The 17115-nt window shown below is 64.9% G+C and carries 18 protein-coding genes; 7 read left to right on the plus strand and 11 right to left on the minus strand.

All coding sequences use genetic code 11. From position 1 onward, the window contains the following. The first annotated feature begins 13 nt into the window (after window positions 1–13). A complete protein-coding gene (locus tag B2246_RS18680; RefSeq protein ID WP_035883186.1) occupies window positions 14–952 on the plus strand; it encodes a LysR family transcriptional regulator in 939 nt (312 codons plus the stop codon). A 37-nt stretch (window positions 953–989) separates the two neighbouring features. After that, window positions 990–1307, plus strand: coding sequence for a YnfA family protein (locus tag B2246_RS18685; RefSeq protein WP_286882581.1), 318 nt, complete (start codon window positions 990–992; stop codon window positions 1305–1307). Between the two features lie 60 nt (window positions 1308–1367). On the opposite strand, the gene B2246_RS18690 is transcribed toward B2246_RS18685, so the two are convergent. Both B2246_RS18690 and B2246_RS18695 read right to left on the minus strand, forming a co-directional pair. Continuing rightward, the gene (locus tag B2246_RS18690) at window positions 1368–1739 is read right to left on the minus strand and encodes a c-type cytochrome (protein WP_186425704.1); all 372 of its coding nucleotides are present in this window, start codon (window positions 1737–1739) and stop codon (window positions 1368–1370) included. Then, window positions 1736–2143, minus strand: a complete 408-nt coding sequence (locus tag B2246_RS18695) for a VOC family protein (RefSeq protein ID WP_008649028.1) — start codon at window positions 2141–2143, stop codon at window positions 1736–1738. The genes B2246_RS18690 and B2246_RS18695 overlap by 4 nt, the downstream gene beginning before the upstream one ends. 358 nt (window positions 2144–2501) lie before the next feature. On the opposite strand from B2246_RS18695, the gene B2246_RS18700 reads away from it, so the two are divergent. Next, a complete protein-coding gene (locus B2246_RS18700; protein WP_286882582.1) occupies window positions 2502–4919 on the plus strand; it encodes a DUF3772 domain-containing protein in 2418 nt (805 codons plus the stop codon). A 64-nt stretch (window positions 4920–4983) separates the two neighbouring features. On the opposite strand, the gene B2246_RS18705 is transcribed toward B2246_RS18700, so the two are convergent. Then, complete coding sequence (locus B2246_RS18705; protein ID WP_008649025.1) at window positions 4984–5193, minus strand: hypothetical protein; 210 nt, start codon at window positions 5191–5193, stop codon at window positions 4984–4986. Window positions 5194–5316: 123 nt separating this feature from the next. Continuing rightward, window positions 5317–6273, minus strand: coding sequence for a prolyl aminopeptidase (gene pip, locus B2246_RS18710; protein ID WP_008649024.1), 957 nt, complete (start codon window positions 6271–6273; stop codon window positions 5317–5319). 132 nt (window positions 6274–6405) lie between these two features. On the opposite strand from pip, the gene B2246_RS18715 reads away from it, so the two are divergent. Beyond that, on the plus strand, window positions 6406–7131 hold the full coding sequence (locus tag B2246_RS18715) for a DUF2076 domain-containing protein (protein ID WP_035883176.1): 726 nt from the start codon (window positions 6406–6408) through the stop codon (window positions 7129–7131). A 64-nt stretch (window positions 7132–7195) separates the two neighbouring features. Here the strand turns inward: B2246_RS18715 and B2246_RS18720 are convergent, their stop codons facing one another. Beyond that, on the minus strand, window positions 7196–8461 hold the full coding sequence (locus B2246_RS18720; protein WP_008648031.1) for an MFS transporter: 1266 nt from the start codon (window positions 8459–8461) through the stop codon (window positions 7196–7198). A gap of 406 nt (window positions 8462–8867) precedes the next feature. Between B2246_RS18720 and B2246_RS18725 the strand changes: the two genes are divergently transcribed. Then, a complete protein-coding gene (locus B2246_RS18725) occupies window positions 8868–9275 on the plus strand; it encodes a hypothetical protein (RefSeq protein ID WP_008648030.1) in 408 nt (135 codons plus the stop codon). 111 nt (window positions 9276–9386) lie between these two features. Here the strand turns inward: B2246_RS18725 and B2246_RS18730 are convergent, their stop codons facing one another. Next, window positions 9387–10283, minus strand: a complete 897-nt coding sequence (locus B2246_RS18730) for a LysR family transcriptional regulator (protein WP_008648029.1) — start codon at window positions 10281–10283, stop codon at window positions 9387–9389. Window positions 10284–10376: 93 nt separating this feature from the next. Here B2246_RS18730 and B2246_RS18735 point away from each other — a divergent pair, with 93 nt between their 5' ends. Then, window positions 10377–11162 (plus strand): NAD(P)H-dependent oxidoreductase, encoded by a 786-nt coding sequence (locus tag B2246_RS18735; RefSeq protein WP_008648028.1) that lies wholly within the window; start codon window positions 10377–10379, stop codon window positions 11160–11162. On the opposite strand, the gene B2246_RS18740 is transcribed toward B2246_RS18735, so the two are convergent. From B2246_RS18740 to pobA, 4 genes are all read right to left on the minus strand, one after another. After that, window positions 11159–11455 (minus strand): nicotinamide mononucleotide transporter, encoded by a 297-nt coding sequence (locus tag B2246_RS18740; protein WP_008648027.1) that lies wholly within the window; start codon window positions 11453–11455, stop codon window positions 11159–11161. The genes B2246_RS18735 and B2246_RS18740 overlap by 4 nt on opposite strands. A gap of 123 nt (window positions 11456–11578) precedes the next feature. Next, a complete protein-coding gene (surE, locus tag B2246_RS18745) occupies window positions 11579–12358 on the minus strand; it encodes a 5'/3'-nucleotidase SurE (protein WP_008648025.1) in 780 nt (259 codons plus the stop codon). Between the two features lie 134 nt (window positions 12359–12492). Continuing rightward, window positions 12493–13581, minus strand: coding sequence for an alpha/beta fold hydrolase (locus B2246_RS18750; RefSeq protein ID WP_286882584.1), 1089 nt, complete (start codon window positions 13579–13581; stop codon window positions 12493–12495). A gap of 97 nt (window positions 13582–13678) precedes the next feature. After that, window positions 13679–14875, minus strand: coding sequence for a 4-hydroxybenzoate 3-monooxygenase (gene pobA, locus B2246_RS18755; RefSeq protein ID WP_008648022.1), 1197 nt, complete (start codon window positions 14873–14875; stop codon window positions 13679–13681). Between the two features lie 127 nt (window positions 14876–15002). On the opposite strand from pobA, the gene B2246_RS18760 reads away from it, so the two are divergent. Beyond that, complete coding sequence (locus B2246_RS18760) at window positions 15003–15932, plus strand: helix-turn-helix domain-containing protein (protein ID WP_286882585.1); 930 nt, start codon at window positions 15003–15005, stop codon at window positions 15930–15932. Between the two features lie 3 nt (window positions 15933–15935). Here B2246_RS18760 and pcaD read toward each other — a convergent pair whose 3' ends face one another. Beyond that, on the minus strand, window positions 15936–17114 hold the full coding sequence (gene pcaD, locus B2246_RS18765; protein ID WP_008648020.1) for a 3-oxoadipate enol-lactonase: 1179 nt from the start codon (window positions 17112–17114) through the stop codon (window positions 15936–15938). Between the last annotated feature and the right edge of the window lies 1 nt (window position 17115).

Genomic DNA, 17115 nt, shown 5'->3' on the forward strand with positions numbered 1-17115 from the left:
TTCCATTGCCGCCATGCCGATCGCCACCGACAAGCTGCTGCACAACATCGTCTCCCGGCTGCGCCTGCGCCACCTGCCGCTGCTGCTTGCGCTTGAGCGGCAGCGCTCGATCTCGCGCGTGGCGGCCGAAATGAACCTGTCACAGCCGGCCGTGACCAAGGCGCTGCGGGAAATCGAGGACATTTTCACCACGCCGCTGTTCACCCGCACCCGCAACGGCCTGGAGCCGACCGCAACCGGCACGGCAGTGCTGGGCCATGCGCGCATGGCGCTGGCCGACGCTGACGCGCTGGGGCGCGAGCTGGCCGTGATCGAGGCCGGTCTGCGCGGCCGGCTGCGCATCGGCGCCATCCCCTATACGGCGCGCGCCGTGCTCGATGCCGCGCTCGCCTACGGGCTGAACCGCACGCCGCGCATCTCGGTGCTGGTCAGGGAAGGCACCACCGACGAACTGGTCGTCGCGCTACGCCAGCATGAACTCGATTGCGCGATCGCGCGATCGTTCTACCTGGCCGGGGAAGACATTGTCCAGCAACCGCTCTATCGCGAGGAGCCGGTGCTCGTGGTACCGTCACGCGCTGCCGCGCGGCTGTCGCGCGGCGGACTGGACTGGAAGCGGCTGGCCGAGCTGGACTGGATACTGCCGCCGCACCATACGCCGGTGCGCCGCACGATCAATACGATGTTCGCGCTGGCCGGCGTGGCGCCGCCGCTGCCGATCGTCGAAACCTATTCGGTCAAGCCGATGGCCACGCTGCTACGCAGCCAGCCGCACGTGATCACGATCGTGCCGAGGTCAGTTGGGGCCGAACTGGTCGAACTGGGCGATGCCGCGATGCTGCCGTTCTCGCTCTCGTGGGACCTGCCACCCGTGGGCTTGATGTGGCGGCGCGAGTCGCAGGAAAACGAACTGGTGACGGGGCTGGCAGCGGCGCTGCGCCAGGCCATCTGAAACGACAGCAGGAACAAGGAAAAGGCTGAAAACCGGGATGAAAACCGTTGGACTCTATCTGCTTACCGCGCTGGCCGAGATCCTCGGCTGCTATCTGCCCTACCTCTGGCTGCGCCAGGGTACGAGCCCGTGGGTACTCCTGCCCGGCGCCGCATCGCTGGCCGTGTTCGCGTGGCTGCTGACACTGCATCCGGACGCCTCCGGCCGTGTGTATGCAGCCTACGGCGGCGTCTATATCGCGATGGCCATCGCATGGCTGTGGGCGGTGGATGGCGTGCGCCCGAGTCCTTGGGATTTGGCCGGCGTGGCGGTGGCGCTGGGTGGCATGGCCATCATCGTGTTCCAGCCGCGCTGACGCGCCGCCCTGCTCTTCCTGCTCCCGCCCTTGCCTCCGCCTTTGCCTCCACCTTTCTCGCTATTGGAAGGTGCGCAGGTAAGCAAGAAGATCGGCGATCTGCTGCGGATCGCTCATGCCCCAGAAACGCATCTTCGTGCCCGGCACCACCTTGCCCGGCGACTGCACGAAGGCGCCCAGCGTGGCAACCGACCAGACCACGTTCGACGCCTTCATCGCATCGGAATAACGATAATCCGCCGTACTGCCGGCCTTGCGACCGAACACGCCATTGAGCTGGGGTCCGAATGCGCCACGCGCCGACGGGCCGACGCGGTGGCATGAGGCGCAGAGCCGGGCAAAGGTCTCCTTGCCGGCCTGGACATTACCGACGGCTGCATTGGCGACTGGATGGACAAGCAGGGCAAGAACCAGGGGTAATGCGTATTTCATGCTGCGGGATAGCTCGCCACCTCGATCAGGTTTCCATCGGGATCACGGCAATAGACTGATGTGATCGGCCCGAGCGCCCCGGTGCGTTGCACCGGACCGACTTCCACGGCCACCTTGTGGGCCAGGAAATGCGCAACCACCTCCTGCGGCGGCATGTGCGTGATGAAGCAGAGGTCGTCGCTGCCGGAGGTTGGATGCACACCCGTGAACCACGCAACGGTGTCTTCGCCCACCGGACGCAGATTGATCTTCTGCTGGCCGAACTTCACCGATACCCGTTTGCCGGAACGTGACTCGAAGTCCTCACGCTTCATGCCGAGCACCTGCTCGTACCACGCGGCGCTGGTCTCCACGTCCTTCACATTGAGCACGATATGGTCGAAGCGATCGATTGCGAGCGTCATGGGGGGCCTTTTTCCTGATGGGATTGTCGGGGTCCGTACGATACCGACAGTGAGATGTAACAAGACGTTTGGCTGTGAAACAAGCGGTACTGTACACCCCGTGTGATGCATACGCGTACGTATAATGCGGTCTTCCACGACGGGCGCGTCGTGCGTAACTGACGCGCCCAGACTCTGACTCAGACTCAGACTCCTCCGCCGGGCGGCATCCCATCCGCATGTCAGCCCGCACTCGTTGAAAGCGGCAGGCCGGCCACCATGCGCGGCTGCGCTTTCGTTGTCCATCCTGGCGCGTCGCGCCCGGCACTGCCTGCCGGGACTGACGGACCCGGAAAATTTCCACGAAGTGCAATTCGCCATGAGCAAGATTTCCAGGCTCGCCTTGAGCCTTGTATTGGCCGCACTGTTTCATGTCGCCGCCCCCGCGCTTGCCGCGGAAAGCGCCTCGGACGCCGAGGCCCAGCAGATTCCCGTGCTGACGCACGCGGAGGCCGTTGCCGAACTCAAGCGCCTGCAGACCGCGCAGGACCAGATCAAGCAGCAGGCCTCCAGCGCCTTGGGGCGCACCAAAATCAATGGACTCGACGACGACCTCAAGCAACTGGCCACCGATGTCGACAAGCTCGCTGCATCACTGACGCCGCAACGCGCGCAGCTGCAATCCCAGCTTGATGTGCTAGGCCCGCCGCCCGAAACCGGCAAGGCAAAGGAAGCCCCCGCCGTGGTCGCGCAGCGCGCCGAACTCACCGCGCGCAAGACGCAGCTCGACGACGAACTGAAGCAGGCGGCCAACAGCAAGGACAACATCGCGCACCTGCAGGAACAACTGGCCAAATTGCAACGCACGCAGATGAAGGATCAGCTTGCCTTGCGTTCGGAGAGCATCCTGAATCCCCAGTTCTGGAAGCCACTCTTTGGCCGCGCGCCGGAGGACCCGGAGCGGCCCGGCGCCTTCACCGACGAGATCGTCCCGATGTTCGAGCACGCCTGGGCGCCTGGGCAACGGGCGACCACGGTCATCCTGCTCGTAATCGCGCTGGCCGCGTGGACACTTGGGCGTCGTCTGCTCGAACGCGGCGCGGCGTGGCTCTGCCTGACGCAGTTGCCCGAGGCCCGCATCCGACGTAGCGCGTTGGCGTTCGCCACGACACTGGCCACGGTGATCGCCACAGCCATCGGCGTGCGCATTGCATTCGCGGCATTCACCGGCGGCGAAGACGTCCCGCCCGAGCTTCAGGACCTGCTGAACGAGATCGCCAAGCTGGCGATGACCAGCGCGCTGATCGCGGGCCTGGGCCGCGCCCTGCTCTGCACGCGGCATGCTTCATGGCGGCTGCCTGCGCTTGCCGATCGGTTGGCGCTCGCCATGAAACCGTTCCCGACGGTGCTGGCCGGCTTGCTCCTGCTGGCCGGTACGCTCGAGCAGTTCAGCCGCATGGCCGATACGAGCCTGCCGGTCACGCTGCTCGGCAGAGGCGTTGTGTCCTTGGTGGTGGTGCTGACGATTGGCGCCGCACTGCTGCGAGCCAGTCGCGTGCGCGCCGAACTGCTCGCCGCCGGAGAACAGCCCGAAGCCCGCGCCACGCTCGTCGGATTGATCCACCTCGGCGTCACGCTGACCGTGGCGATCTCGTTCAGCGCGCTGCTGATCGGCTACATCAGCATCGCGCGCTTCCTGACCTACGAACTGGTCTGGTTCGATATCGTGCTGTGCAGCCTCTACCTGCTCACGCAACTGACGCGCGACATCTGTGAGGCGACGTTCTCCACCCAGTACGGCGGCGGACGCGTCATCAAGCAACTGTTCGGCGCCGGCGATACCCAGCTCGAACAGGCCTCCACGGTCTTTTCCGGTCTTGGCTCCAGCGTGCTGCTTCTGCTGGCCGTGCTGGCGCTCCTTACCGGCGGCTTCGGCACGACTCCCGCCGATCTCTTCAACAGCCTGTTGGCCATGCTCGGCGGCGAGAAGCTACGCGCGCTGAACATCATGCCGGACCGCATCATGAACGCGGTGATCGCGCTGGTGGTCGGCATCTGGCTGCTACGCTCGGTACGACGATGGCTCGATGCGGAACTGCTGCCGAAGCTTTGCTCGGAGTCCGGATTGCGTGCATCGCTGATCACGCTGTTCAGCAATATCGGCTACGTGCTGCTGGTACTGCTGACGCTCTCGCTGCTGGGCGTCAAATGGGAAAACCTGGCGTGGATCGTCAGCGCGCTATCGGTCGGTATCGGCTTCGGCTTGCAGGAGATCGTCAAGAACTTCGTCTCCGGACTGATCCTGCTGACCGAGCGCCCGGTCAAGGTAGGCGACATGGTCAGTCTGGCTGGCGTCGAAGGCGATATCCGTCGCATCAACGTGCGCGCGACGGAAATCCAGCTGGCCGACCGCTCGACCGTGATCGTGCCGAACTCGCAGTTGATCTCGCAGAACCTGCGCAACGTCACGATGCACAACAACACGCAAGGCGTGGCCACGCTGCAGTTGACGTTCCCACTGAACACCGACCCCGAAGCCGTGCGCGACCTGCTGCTCGACGTCTACCGCCAGAACGACGCGATTCTCGACATCCCCGCGCCATCGGTGACGTTTAGCCAGTTGGCGCCAAACGGCATCACGCTGAGCGTCACCGGCTATGTGAACAGCCCCCGCATCGCTGGTGGCACCAAGAGCGACCTGCTGTTCGAGATCCTCAAGCGGCTTCGCGCCGAGGAGATTCCGCTGTCGGCGCCACAAACGCTGCGGCTGGAAAATATGGAGGCATTGGGGACGTAAATGGGGGTGGTAGATCAGGGGCGCAGATTGGGACGAGTCGACTCCCCGTCACCCCATCACCCCGTCAGCCCATTGCTCCTTCGTGCCCAGTCCAATAATCGGCGCCATCGTCATGGGTGGCGAGCGCGATCACCTGGGTGCACCGTTGGCATGTGTAGAGGAAGGCCTGCGCACCGGTGCCGGATATGGCATCGCCGGTGCGGATCAGGCGGGGGTGTGGCGGAACATAACCGGGACGACCCAGCAGGCTCTTGCAGAGTTCGCAAGGAACCATGGCGCTCTCCAGATTCTGGTGCGATTCGCGGCAATGACACCCGCGACAGGTGATTTTTGTGCAACGCAGCAGAATCCAGTATAGGCGCACGATCGTTCGATCGCCACGCCCGGGCGATGTGACTTATTCCTTACCGGCGAAGCGGTCCGTTGCGGCAATCAATTGGTCGAGAATGCCGGGTTCGCTCCAAGCATGGCCCGCGCCTTCGATCAGATGAAAATCCGCGTCCGGCCAGGCCTGATGCAGGGCATAGGCGTAACGCACCGGACAAGGCATGTCGTAGCGACCATGCACGATCACGCCAGGGATGCCGGCCAGACGATGCGCGTCGCGCAACAGTTGCCCGTCGTCAAGCCAGGCACCGTGTGTGAAGTAGTGGTTTTCGATGCGCGCGAATGCCAGCGCGAAATGTCCGTCGGCATGTTTGGTGCTGATATCGGCGTCCGGTAGCAGCGTGATCGTCTCACCTTCCCAGACACTCCAGGCCTGCGCGGCCTCGACCTGCTTTGCCTTGTCCCCGCCGGTCAGGAGCTTCCGATAGGCGGCCATCATGTTGCCGCGCTCCGCCTCCGGCACCGGGGCCTGAAAACGCGCCCATTTGTCGGGGAACATCTCCGATACGCCGAACTGGTAATACCAGTCGAGTTCGGCCCGCGACACCGTATAGACGCCACGCAGCACCAGTTCGCTCACACGCTGAGGATGTGTCTGCGCGTAGGCAAGCGCCAGCGTCGATCCCCATGATCCCCCGAACACAAGCCAGCGCTCGACGCCGATCCGCTCGCGCAGTTTTTCGATGTCGTCGACCAGATGCCAGGTGGTATTGGCCTCCAGCTCGGCATGAGGCGTCGACTGGCCGCAGCCGCGCTGGTCGAACAGCAGCACATCGTAGCGGGCGGGGTCGAACAGGCGTCGATGATCGGGCGAGATGCCGCCACCGGGCCCGCCGTGCAGGAACACCGCCGGTTTGGCGCCGCGCGTGCCGACGCGCTCGTAATACAGCACGTGGCCATCGCCGACGTCGAGCGTGCCGGTCTCGTAGGGTTCGGTAGCGGGATAGAGGGTGCGCGGTTCAGGCATGTCGCCTCCCGGAAAACCTTGAGGGAAGCCAAGTGTAGCGCCATCGTGCAGCGCAACGCGCCTTTAAGTTTCGTTTAAGTCTTGGTCCCTACAGTGGAGCCGTACCGCAACCGCCTCCTGGAAAGGTGACGTATGACCCCTCAAGACATGCAAGCACTGGAAACCTTCCTGAGCCAACTCGTGCAGGCTCGCGCCGATGGCAAGGACCCGCAGGCCGCGGCGATGATCGCCGATGCGGCCGCCCGGCAGCCCGACGCCGCCTATCTGCTCGTACAGCGCGCCATGCTGCTTGATCGCGCACTGGTGAATGCCCAGGCCCAGATTGCATCGCTCCAGCAGCAGGTTCAGCAAATGCAGCAGGGCCAGGGCTCGCGCAGCTTTATCGATGACGCCAACGCCTGGGGCAACCACCCCAACCGCCCGATGCCCGGCGCCGCTCCGTCCGCGCCGCCGCCATATCAGGCCGCCCCGCAGTATCCATCCGCGCCGCAACCCGCCCCGCAGCCGCCGCAAGCGGCCCGGCCCGGGTTTCTGAGCGGAGGCCTGGGCGGCACGCTTGGCAGCATCGCCACCACGGCGGCGGGTGTCGCGGGCGGCGCGATGCTATTCCAGGGCATCGAAAATCTGTTCCACCGCAACAGCGGTGGCGGCTTCTTCGGGCAACCGGCAATGGGTTCGGCGCCCACCGAGACCGTGATCAACAACTACTACGAGGACGGCAACGGTAACAACGGCAGCAACGGTGGCAGCGGCAATGCGCTGCTGGCCGACAACGGCAACCTCGACAGTGGCAACCTCGACAATGGTCTGGACGACTTCGTCGACGACGACTACCGGAACGACGACTCGATCTTCTGATTCTTCTGGCCGTCCTGAGCACGGCGCGGGATCCTGCCTCCGGTCCCGCGCCCAGGAGGCTTGCTCAGGCTGTCACGGTGATGTCACGGCGAGAGGCACTCATCAGTGACCAGCCGAACACGACCATACCGGCCAGCGCCAGCAGCATCCCGACCCAGCCAGTTGAGGTCCAGCCGAGACCGGCGGCGATCGTCACGCCACCCAGCCATGCGCCGAGCGCGTTCGCCATATTGAACGCCGAGTGATTGAGCGCGGCGGCCAGCGTCTGAGCGTCTCCAGCCACGTCCATCAGGCGGATCTGCAACGGCGGGCCCAGCGCCACGGCGGTGCCTACCAACATCACATTGAGCGAAGCGAGCCACGGGTATGGCGCGGTGTACACGAAGGCGCCCAGCACCAGCGCGGACCAGAGCAGCACACCACCGACGGTCGGCATCAATGCCTTGTCCGCCAGCTTCGCGCCGGCCAGATTGCCGGCCACCATGCCGACGCCGAACAAGGCCAGCACGATAGGAATACCGCTGGCGGGCATATGCGCCACCTCGAGCATCGTCGGCTTGACATAGCTGAACACCGCGAACATGCCACCAAAGCCGATGGCGCCAATGCCGAGCGTGAACCAGACCTGCTTGCGCGCCAGCGCGGACAGTTCGCGCAATGGGCTTGCATGGCGATCGGCGGGCACGAACGGCACCCAGCGCCACACCAGCAAAGCCGTGAGCGCGCCGATGGCGCCGACGATCACGAACGCGGCGCGCCAACCCAGCCACGTGCCAATGCCGGCAGCGATTGGCACTCCCACAAGGGTCGCCACGGTCAGCCCGAGCATGACCAGGCCGACGGCCTGCGCGCGGCGCTCGCGCGCCACCAGACTTGCCGCCACCAATGCGGCCACACCGAAGTAGGTGCCATGCGGAAATCCGGTGAGCAGGCGCACGACGAGCATCGGCAGATACCCCGGCGCCAGCGCGCTGGCGAAGTTGCCCAGGGCGAAGGCGCTCATCAGCGCAATCAGCAGGTTGCGGCGTGGCCAGCGCGCGCCCAGCACGGCCAGCAATGGCGCGCCGATGACCACGCCCAGCGCGTACGCGCTGATCAGGTGGCCGGCCTCGGGAATCGTGATTGCCAGATCGCGCGCGGCGTCGGGCAGCAAGCCCATGATGACGAACTCGCCGGTGCCAATGCCAAAGCTGCCAACGCCAAGCGCCAGCAAGGCACGGCGGTCAGCCGCGCGATCACGGGCCGTGGCGGCATCGCCTTCGGTAGATGAATTCGGGGACGAACGGGTGAGATCGGGAACGTTGTCGAAGTTTCCGTGTGGGGCGGTCATGAGCAGAGAGATTGCGAAGCACTTGTCATAGCTTGTCGCCGCTCACTGGCGGACAGGATCTTGCGTCCTGTCTCGGGGGCTCCAGCGTGCTCCGCGCGGCGCGAAGGCGCTATTGTGAAGCAAAACGGCGCTGCTTGCCGGGCACGGCCCGGTGTGGATGAAAAGGCCGGTCGGCGCACAATCGACACATCATTGACACACCATCGACGCCCCCATCGCCCGATGATCGGTGCACATTCCGCGCACGGTCGCGCCATGGTGGTCGATCCCACGATTCCATCGCATCCGTACTGCGCGCAGGGCTATCGGCGCACGATGCGCCGCCCTATGCTGAAGTTATGCGACGCCCGCGTCCCGTACCCGTGAACCACGGCCCGGGTGCCGCGACTCGTGTGTGGGAGGGGATATGTCCCTGCGTAGCATCCTGTTCATCGCCGCCGTGACCATTACCTGGAATTCGCCTGCAGCCGCGGCGGGCTGCCAATACGACATGCAGTGCAAGGGCGACCGAATCTGTCAGCAGGGCCAGTGCATGGCGCCCGACAGCGACGACTCCGACGCCGCGACTGCCAAGGGACCATCGGTACAACAGGCACAACCTGTGCAGCCGGCACAGGCGGCACCACCCGCGCAGTCGGCCATGAGGCTGACTCCCGCGTCCACCACCGCGAGCGCGCCGCGCAACTGCTGTACCGTGGCAGGCAAGTTGCGGTTGACCACACCCCAATCGGGCGATGCCGCGCTGATGGTCGGCGATGCCTGCCAGGGCCTGACGGCCACGGGTAAGCCAGTTCCCGGAACGGCCTGCAACTAACGCCTGCAGACATCCCCATCGACAATTCAACGTCATCCCGACGACATCTGACTGTCATCCGGCGGCCGCCATCACACCGCCATCACGGGCCCGGAGCCATCCGGGCCCCACCTATCGCACCGCCGCCGCGATCGACTCCCGCAGCCACTGATGCGCGGGGTCGCGATGAACCCGCTCGTGCCACAACATTGACATCTCGAATCCCGGCACCTCCACGGGCGCATCGACGATCTGCAGCCGGTCGTTGTCCCGCACCAGCCGGGCCGGCAGCATCGCGACCAGATCGGTGTTGGCCAGCACCGATTCAAGGTAGAGGAAGTGCGGCACGGACAGCACGACCCGTCGCGACAGCCCCACCTCGACCAACGCCTCATCGGTGGCGCCGACGAATCCCCCGCCCTCAGGCGACACGATCACATGCTCCAGCGCGCAGAACTGGGCGATGGTCGGCTTGCGCTTCAGGCGTGGGTGCTCACGACGGCCGGCCAGCACGAAGCGCTCGGTGAACAGCGGACGGAGATGCAGGCTTTCCGGGGCATCGGTGGTGATATGGAACACCAGATCGACGTCACCCTGCTCCGCCTGACGTGCAATCCGTGGCGGCGCCAGTTCAACGACCGCCATGCGGGTGCCGGGCGCGGCCTCGCGCAAGCCGGCCAGCGCCGGCAGCAACACGGTTGTTTCGCTGTAGTCGGTGGCGGCAATGCGCCATGTCTGCGTGGCCTCGGCGGGGTCGAACGGATGCTCCGGCGAGATGGCCGCCTCCAGCGCGGCCAGCGCCTCGCGCAGCGGTTCGCGCAGGGATTCAGCGCGGGCGGTGGGGCGCATGCCACGTGGCCCGGGCAGCAAAAGCGGATCGTCAAAGATCTCTCGCAGCCTGGCCAGATGCACACTCACCGAGGGCTGGGAGTAGTGCAGCCGCTCGGCCGCGCGCGTGACGTTATGCTCGGCCAGCAGCGTGTCGAGTGTGACGAGCAGATTCAGATCGAGGCGCCTCAAATTAATCATGGCAATACCTGGAATATTAGGAATTCATTTCCAATATAGCTCAGGCGAACCTAATCTTGGTCCTGACCCATCCTCAGTCATCAGGACACCGACATGAACGTACTGCTTGTCTATGCTCACCCCGAACCGAAATCGCTGAATGGCTCGCTCAAGGACTTCGCCGTGCAACGGCTGGAAGCGGCAGGCCATCAGGTGCGGGTCTCGGACCTCTATGCCATGCAATGGAAGGCGCCGCTCGATGCCGGCGACTCGCTGGCACCTGCGAATGGCACGCCGTTTCATCCGTCGCTCGCCTCGAAGCACGCATTCGAGAACGGACTGCAAAGTCCCGACATCGCACGCGAGCAGGAAAAGCTGAAGTGGGCCGACGCGGTGATCCTGCAGTTCCCGCTCTGGTGGTTTTCAATGCCCGCCATCCTCAAGGGCTGGATCGAGCGCGTCTATGCCTTTGGCTTCGCCTACGGTGTGGGCGAGCATTCGGATTCGCGCTGGGGCAATCGATATGGCGAGGGCACGCTTGCAGGCAAGCGCGCCATGCTGATGGTGACGACTGGGGGGTGGGAATCCCACTACGATGCGCGCGGGATCAACGGACCGATCGAGGACATCCTGTTCCCGATCCATCACGGCATCCTGTACTACCCGGGATTCGACGTGCTGCCGCCCTTCCTGGTATTTCGGTCGGGCCGGATCGACGGCGATCGCTATGCCGCGGTGACCGAAAAGCTTGGCCAGCGGCTGGACACGCTGTTCACGACGGAACCCATCGCCTTCCGGCCACAGAACGGCGGCCAGTACGAGATTCCGTCACTGATCCTGCGGTCGGACATCTCGCCGGGACAGACCGGATTCGCGGCGCACGTGGCGCTGGAGAACTAGGCCGCTGCAGCAGCCGTGGGCGTGTGGGCAGCCAGTTCGCGGTAATAGCGCGTGTGGCGATAGAGCCCATAGAGGCTCGTCGCCGTGAAACCGAGCTGCTGCACGAACAAGCCGTAGGTGCCGGTAGCCAGCGCGAAGGCACTCCACACCAGGTTCGAGCAGATGTAGGCAATCCAGCCCCAGCGCGACGCGCGGTTGTGAAGTGCGACAAGGAAGGAGCCGCTCATCGCGAGGGCGCAGCCCGACCATTCCAGTCCGTTGAGCAGGTTGGGGATTTGGGCCGCAAGCTCCATCTTTGTCTCCGTTTTGCGTTCATTTTTTGTATGCAAACCGAAGACTATCGTCACTGACAAATTCTGGCAAGAGGGGCTACCCGAGGTTTACCTCGGACTCGCCCCTCCCCCTTTGCGCCGCGCTCAGGCCCGCGTCAGGTTGTCCGCCAGCGCCACTGCGGCTTCCTCGCTGGTGCGCTCGAAGCGCAGCGGCGTCACCGACACCGCGCCACGCGCCACCACCATCGCCTCCGCATCGTCCACGTCGGGCCTCGGGCCGCGCGAGAACTGCAACCAGTGATAGGGGAAGCCGCGCGGGTCCACGTGCGCGCGGACGTCGATTGCGTTGATCAGCCCGACGCCCTGCCGCGATACCGTCAGCGGACCGGCCGTATCGGCTTCAACGTCCGGGAAGTTGACGTTCAGACACGCGTCATCACTCCAGCCCGCCATCACCAGGCGGCGAATCACATCGCCTGCCAGCGCCCGGGACGTCCCCCACTTCACCGCATTGCGATCCTTGAAAACCTGGCTCAGCGCGATCGAGCGGATGCCCAACAGCATGCCGGTCATGGCTGCGCCGACGGTGCCGGAGAACACGGTTTCGAGCCCGAGATTGCCGCCGCGATTGATGCCGGACAGCACCAGGTCCGGGGGCGTATCGCGCATCACGTGGCGTACTGCCATCACGACGCAATCTCCCGGTGTACCGCTGATGCCGAAGCGGCGCGGGCCATGCTCGGTGATACGCAGCGGATCATGCAGGCTGATCGAGTGCGAGGTGCCGCTTTGATCGTGCTCGGGCGCGACGATCCAGACTTCGCGCGCGATCGTGGCGGCGACCTCCGCCAGCACGGCAAGGCCCGGCGCATCGATGCCATCGTCATTGGTCAGGAGCACGCGTTCGACTACAGGTTCAGACATGGAATAGGCTCAGGTGGTTGGAGAAGGCCCGCCGCGCAGCCCCGAAGCGCCGCGCGAAAGCGACCTTTACTTTAGCCGATCCCGCTCCGTTCCCGCCGACCTCGTCCGCCACGAGACCGGCAGCCCCCGCTGGCTTACAACTGGGGCGCCCTGCAGGCCGCGCCGCCGGCATTCGCGGCCGGGGCCATGCCAAACACGGCCTGCGCCCCGCACTGCGAGCCAAACATGCGCGACTGGTCATGCCCCACGCCGACCACTTCGAACGAACGATGGGTGCTGGTCTGGTCCGGCGCACCGAGGAAGCTGTCATAGCGCCAGTACGCGCGCGCCCGCTGGAGGCGGCTCGGCCCTTCGGCTTCCGCGCCACACGACTTGTCGAGAACCCGATGGTTCGGATCGTTGTCCTTGCTGCCAACCAGATACGTCACCTGCCGCTGCATGTAGCGCCTGTAGAGCGTCTTGCCATCGGCGCCCTTCGCATAAGCCACCATGTCCTGCATGCCATAGCGGTACTTGTCGTAGCCGGAACACACTGCGGTGCTGTATGGCGCAAAGCGCTTGTAGTCCGGCGCCACGGGCCGATCCGGCGTGAAGTACAGGTATGAGGAAGGGTTGGCCACCACGTAGCGCAGATCGATGCCGCGCGCGCGCACCGCTTCGTCGACGTTGTTGAGCACGGCGTAGCGATGCACGATCTGTGCCCCGGCCGAATGGCCAGCCACGGTCACCTTGGTCACTGCGGGGAAGCGCAACTTGTCGGTGACATAGGCCACCAGGTCGTCCAGCACCTGCAGCGAACTGACTTTGACGCCCGATGCTGCATCCTCGCCGGAAATCCAGCCCTGCACGGTCCATACGGGCATGTTGTCAAAATGCTTGGCGGCATCGGGCGTGCCGGGGAAGTTCGGAGCAATCAGCAGGACTTCATCGGGATTCTGGCCACTGGCCTTGAGCAACTCCGCGCCAGTCGCGTAGTAGCCGTCACCATTGCGGCGCAGGCCATGCTGGATAAACACGACCTCCCTGATGCCCCGCATGTCGCCGCCGAGCGGATGGTTCGCGTACACGGGGAAGTCGTAGCCCGAGCCCTGGCCCAGATGCACCCGCTGCCATTGGGGCTTGCCGGTGGCAGCGGCCTGAGGCGCGTCGGACTGGGTCGCGCAGCCGGCGGCTAGCACGGCAGTCAGTATCAGTCCGAGGGCGGTTAGACGTACGGGACGCATGGTGTCTCCTTACTATCGGCGTCCGCCATGCTAACAGCCCTTGATATGGGTTCTCGACCACCCTTGCATGGGCCGCCGGAGCAAACCCTCGCCGCGCTCAGCGCGGCAGGCCTACGTAGTTTTCCGCGAGCGAACGGCATGCGGCTTCGGAGCCGACCAGGTAGTCGAGTTCGGCTTGCTGGATGCGGTGCGCAAACGCGTCGGCGTCCGGGAAGCGGTGCAGCAACGACGTCATCCACCACGAGAAACGCTCCGCCTTCCAGACGCGGCGCAGGCACTTCTCCGAGTACATATCCAGTTCGTGCGAGTCGTCGTGCTGGTAGTGCGCGATCAGGCCATCGGCCAGGTAGAGCACGTCGCTGGCGGCCAGGTTCAGTCCCTTGGCGCCTGTTGGCGGCACGATGTGCGCCGCATCGCCCGCCAGGAACAGCCGGCCGTAGCGCATTGGCTCGCACACGAAGCTGCGCAGCGGGGCAATGCTCTTTTCGATACTCGGGCCCGTGACCAGCGCCTCTGCGGCGGCCGGGTCCAGGCGATGACGCAGTTCGTCCCAGAAGCGGGCATCGGACCAGTCCTCGGGTTTCTCCGTGGACGGCACCTGCACGTAGTAGCGGCTGCGGGTCTTCGACCTCATGCTGCACAGCGCAAATCCACGTTCATGGCTGGCGTAGATCAGTTCGTCGGCCACCGGAGGGGTCTCGGAAAGAATGCCAAGCCAGCCGAACGGATAGACACGTTCGAAGATGCGCTTTGACGGTTCCGGCACGCTGGCGCGGCTGACGCCGTGAAACCCATCGCAACCGGCGATGTAGTCGCAGACCACCTCATGCTCTACACCATCCTTGCGATAGCACACACGTGGGCGATTGCCGTCGAAATCGTGCAGCGAAACATCTTCCGCTTCATAGACCGTCGGCACGCCCGACGCCTGACGCGCGGCCATCAGGTCGCGCGTGACCTCGGTCTGCCCATAGACGGTGACGTCACTGCCGATCAGCGCATGGAAGTCGATGCGGTGGCGCTCGCCGCCGAACGACAGTTCGATGCCGTGGTGCACCAATCCTTCCTCACGCAGCCTGCCGTCAACACCGGCACGCTTCAGCGCCTCAACCGTCACGCATTCGAGAATGCCCGCGCGAATGCGGCCGAGGACATACTCGGGGCTGCGTTGCTCGATGACGATGTTGTCGATGCCCGCGACAGTCAGCAACTGCCCAAGCAGCAGCCCGGCAGGACCTGCACCAATGATGGCGACACGCGTGGAACGGGAATTGAACGAGCCATTGGGGGCCATGGCGAGTCTCCTGGTTTGTATGTATTTGTTGGGCCTAACGATAGAGCCTCGCGCGCCATGCAGGAATGGACAGATCGAACCATCGAAGTGACAATCCGAACATTCAGGGTTCACCCGATATGCCCCCATGAGAACCGTTCCGACCTACTCGCTCTATGGCGTGAATTCTTCGGAGCCCCTGCTGGATCAGCTTCATTTCGAGTCCATCGCCTCGCGCAGCCAGCTCTACGCGTGGGAGATCAAGCCACACCGGCACGAACGCTTCCTTCAATTTCTGTACATCCATCGCGGCAGCGGAGAAGCCCTGCTGGAGGGCCGCAAGGAACGACTCGCAAGCGGGTCGCTGATCACGGTGCCACCGCACCACGTGCATGGTTTCGTGTTCGCGCCCGACGTCGACGGCATCATCGTGACGATGACCGACACCTACCTGCGCACGTTGCTGGCCGGCTTGCCTGGGACGGTGCCGCTGTTCGAGCACCCACGGCATGACCGCGTGGCGCGACGCCACGCGCTGGCGGGCACGCTGGCGCTGTTCAGGGAGGAGATGGAATCGGTATTGCCGTGGCGCGGCGCATCGCTATCGGCGTTGCTGACGCTGATGCTGGTGGGCATCGCGCGCATCGCCGAGGCGTCGGCCCCGGCGAAGACGCAGGCCGGCAGCCGGCCGGCCCGGCACTTCCGGCAGTTCCAGCAACTGCTGGAGACCGACTATCGCGAACAGAATGACATCGCGTACTACGCCGGGGCGATCGGCGTCACGCCGACGCAGCTCAACCGCATCTGCCGCCAACTGGCCGGGCATAGCGCATTGCAGCTCATTCACGCACGCGTGCTGGCCGAAGCGCAGCGCGACCTGCTCTTCAGCGATCTCGATATCAAACAGATCGCGATGACACTCGGCTTCTCGGACGCGGGCTACTTCTCACGCTTCTTCGCGCGGCTGACCGGGCAGACGCCTACCGCATTCCGCGAATCGGGCCGTGCCCGCCTGCCAGCGTTCGCGATCAAGGACGCCATGAACGCGACGGATACGGCAGGCGTGGCGGACGCCTGAGCATCAGCCGCGCGCGCGATCCACTTCGGCAAAGACTTCTTCGGCCATGTGGAAGGCCGAGTTGGCCGCCGGCACGCCGCAATAGATCGCGGTCTGCAACAGCACTTCCTTGATCTCGTCGCGCGTGACGCCATTGTTGGCGGCTGCGCGGAGGTGCAGCTTCAGTTCCTCGGAACGGTTCAGCGCCACCATCATCGCGATCGTGATCAAGCTGCGCGAATGACGTGGCAGCCCTTCGCGCGTCCAGATCTCGCCCCAGGCATAGCGCGTGATCAGGTTCTGGAATTCCTCGTTCAGCGGCGTCAGCCGTTGCAGCGAACGGTGGACGTGCGCACTGCCAAGCACTTCCCGACGCACGGCGAGGCCCGCATCGTAGCGCGCATGATCGTCAGTCACCGGCAGGCGGCCGTTGATGAAGTCAAGCAGCGCGGCGGTAAAGCGCCCCGGCTGCTCTCGGTTCGAGAGATGCGCGGCGTGGAGCTCTATATAGATGGCCCCGGGAATGGCCGCGGCCAGTGCCCTGCCCTCTTCCGCAGTGGTCGACGGATCGTCGCTCCCGGCGATCACCAGCACGGGTACCGGAATCGTCTTGACCGCCTCGCGCAGGTCGGCATCGCGCACGGCGGCGCAACTCGCCGCATACCCACGCGGATCGAGCCCTGCCAGCACGGCACGCAGATCATCGAGCGCGCGTCCGGACGTGGCGACGAACGTCGGCGTGAACCAGCGGCCCAGCGATGCATCGACCATGCCGCCCAGGCCATCGCGGATCACCGCGTCGATGCGCGTGTTCCAGGACTCGGCCGTGCCGATCTTCGGCGCGGTATTGGCCAGCACGATCTTCGAGAAGCGTTCTGGCGCATACGCGCCGAGCCACATGCCAGTCAGACCACCCATCGAAAGGCCGCAGAACACGGCCTTGTCGATGTGAAGCGCATCGAGGATGGCCAGCACGTCGCGGCCCAATGTCTCCACCGTCAGCGAAGTCTCGGTGGTAGTGGATCGGCCGTGGCCGCGCACGTCGTAGCGCACCACGCGAAAACGGCCGGCCAGCGCGTCGGCCTGGGGCTGCCACATCATGTGATCGGTGCCGAGCGAGTTCGAGAAAACAATGACCGGTGCGTCTTCCGGTCCGTCGACGGTGTAAAACAGCCGGGCGCCGGCTTGATCGAGGTAAGGCAAG

It is taken from the genome of Cupriavidus sp. UBA2010 (assembly GCF_002335265.1).
Classification (GTDB): Bacteria; Pseudomonadota; Gammaproteobacteria; order Burkholderiales; family Burkholderiaceae; genus Cupriavidus; species Cupriavidus metallidurans.

Bases quoted from the DNA above. Each gene is read 5' to 3' on its own strand.
- B2246_RS18715 (WP_035883176.1), top strand. From the start codon at position 6,406: ATGACCCCTCAAGACATGCAAGCACTGGAAACCTTCCTGAGCCAACTC.
- surE (WP_008648025.1), bottom strand. From the start codon at position 12,358: ATGTCTGAACCTGTAGTCGAACGCGTGCTCCTGACCAATGACGATGGC.
- B2246_RS18740 (WP_008648027.1), bottom strand. From the start codon at position 11,455: ATGGAGCTTGCGGCCCAAATCCCCAACCTGCTCAACGGACTGGAATGG.
- B2246_RS18680 (WP_035883186.1), top strand. From the start codon at position 14: ATGCCGATCGCCACCGACAAGCTGCTGCACAACATCGTCTCCCGGCTG.
- B2246_RS18685 (WP_286882581.1), top strand. From the start codon at position 990: ATGAAAACCGTTGGACTCTATCTGCTTACCGCGCTGGCCGAGATCCTC.
- B2246_RS18725 (WP_008648030.1), top strand. From the start codon at position 8,868: ATGTCCCTGCGTAGCATCCTGTTCATCGCCGCCGTGACCATTACCTGG.
- B2246_RS18730 (WP_008648029.1), bottom strand. From the start codon at position 10,283: ATGATTAATTTGAGGCGCCTCGATCTGAATCTGCTCGTCACACTCGAC.
- pobA (WP_008648022.1), bottom strand. From the start codon at position 14,875: ATGGCCCCCAATGGCTCGTTCAATTCCCGTTCCACGCGTGTCGCCATC.
- B2246_RS18700 (WP_286882582.1), top strand. From the start codon at position 2,502: ATGAGCAAGATTTCCAGGCTCGCCTTGAGCCTTGTATTGGCCGCACTG.
- B2246_RS18690 (WP_186425704.1), bottom strand. From the start codon at position 1,739: ATGAAATACGCATTACCCCTGGTTCTTGCCCTGCTTGTCCATCCAGTC.
- B2246_RS18750 (WP_286882584.1), bottom strand. From the start codon at position 13,581: ATGCGTCCCGTACGTCTAACCGCCCTCGGACTGATACTGACTGCCGTG.
- B2246_RS18735 (WP_008648028.1), top strand. From the start codon at position 10,377: ATGAACGTACTGCTTGTCTATGCTCACCCCGAACCGAAATCGCTGAAT.
- B2246_RS18705 (WP_008649025.1), bottom strand. From the start codon at position 5,193: ATGGTTCCTTGCGAACTCTGCAAGAGCCTGCTGGGTCGTCCCGGTTAT.
- B2246_RS18720 (WP_008648031.1), bottom strand. From the start codon at position 8,461: ATGACCGCCCCACACGGAAACTTCGACAACGTTCCCGATCTCACCCGT.
- B2246_RS18695 (WP_008649028.1), bottom strand. From the start codon at position 2,143: ATGACGCTCGCAATCGATCGCTTCGACCATATCGTGCTCAATGTGAAG.
- B2246_RS18760 (WP_286882585.1), top strand. From the start codon at position 15,003: ATGAGAACCGTTCCGACCTACTCGCTCTATGGCGTGAATTCTTCGGAG.
- pip (WP_008649024.1), bottom strand. From the start codon at position 6,273: ATGCCTGAACCGCGCACCCTCTATCCCGCTACCGAACCCTACGAGACC.